The following is a 325-nucleotide window of genomic DNA, read 5'->3' as shown; positions in this document are numbered from 1 at the left end:
CTGCGGATCGAAACAGGTCGGCCGCGTTACCTATTTCCCGTCGCGGCAAATATCAGTCGCTCCACCACGTCCCGTACCGTCTCACCTTTGCCTCGCTGGCGTTTGGCCGCGGCAAAGGCCTCGTGCGAAACCTTGATGCGAGGTAGCGCGTTGCTATCCGTTACGACCTCCTGCAGCTGGCTGCCGCCGACCACCTCGTTGACCACTTTCCCCAGGCTTCCCTCCTGCAGCCGCGCCGACGTTATAAATTCAGTTTTCTGACTCATACGTGCTCCGTAAATAGTTGTTCCATACCCAGCGGCCGCGGCCTTCGCCGTGGCCCAGG

Annotated in this window: 1 protein-coding gene; it reads right to left on the bottom strand. The window is 60.6% G+C overall.

The features are described 5' to 3' along the window. Positions 1–26: 26 nt before the first annotated feature. The coding region (locus AC3IFE_RS01640; protein WP_489189397.1) for a hypothetical protein at positions 27–325 on the bottom strand (299 nt) is incomplete at its 5' end.

This window comes from Burkholderia sp. APQ4-4ca (assembly GCF_057837105.1).
The sequence above is the reverse complement of the archived record's forward strand: the minus strand, read 5'-3'. Positions and strand labels throughout refer to the sequence as shown.